Source organism: Vibrio genomosp. F10 str. 9ZD137 (genome assembly GCF_049974785.1).
Classification (GTDB): Bacteria; Pseudomonadota; Gammaproteobacteria; order Enterobacterales; family Vibrionaceae; genus Vibrio.
Map to the genome: position 1 here is coordinate 1 of NZ_JBNGCJ010000179.1, position 239 is coordinate 239.

At 45.6% G+C, this 239-nt stretch carries 1 tRNA gene; it reads left to right on the forward strand.

Annotated features, from left to right (window positions below):
- The first annotated feature begins 79 nt into the window (after positions 1–79).
- Positions 80–156, forward strand: a tRNA-Thr gene (locus ACP45E_RS02330).
- The last annotated feature ends 83 nt before the right edge of the window (positions 157–239 follow it).

Here is a 239-nt window from a genome sequence, read left to right on the forward strand (position 1 = left end):
TAGGACATCGCCAGGCTTTAATTTATAAAATAGCCCGTTGTAGAGCGGGCTTTTTTAGTCCTATGGACAAAAAGTTTATGCTGATATAGCTCAGCCCGGTAGAGCGCACCCTTGGTAAGGGTGAGGTCCCCAGTTCGAGTCTGGGTATCAGCACCAGACAAAATGCTAATGTAATAACGTTAGTTAACAGTTTTGTTTGGCGACCATAGCATTGTGGACCCACCTGATTCCATGCCGAA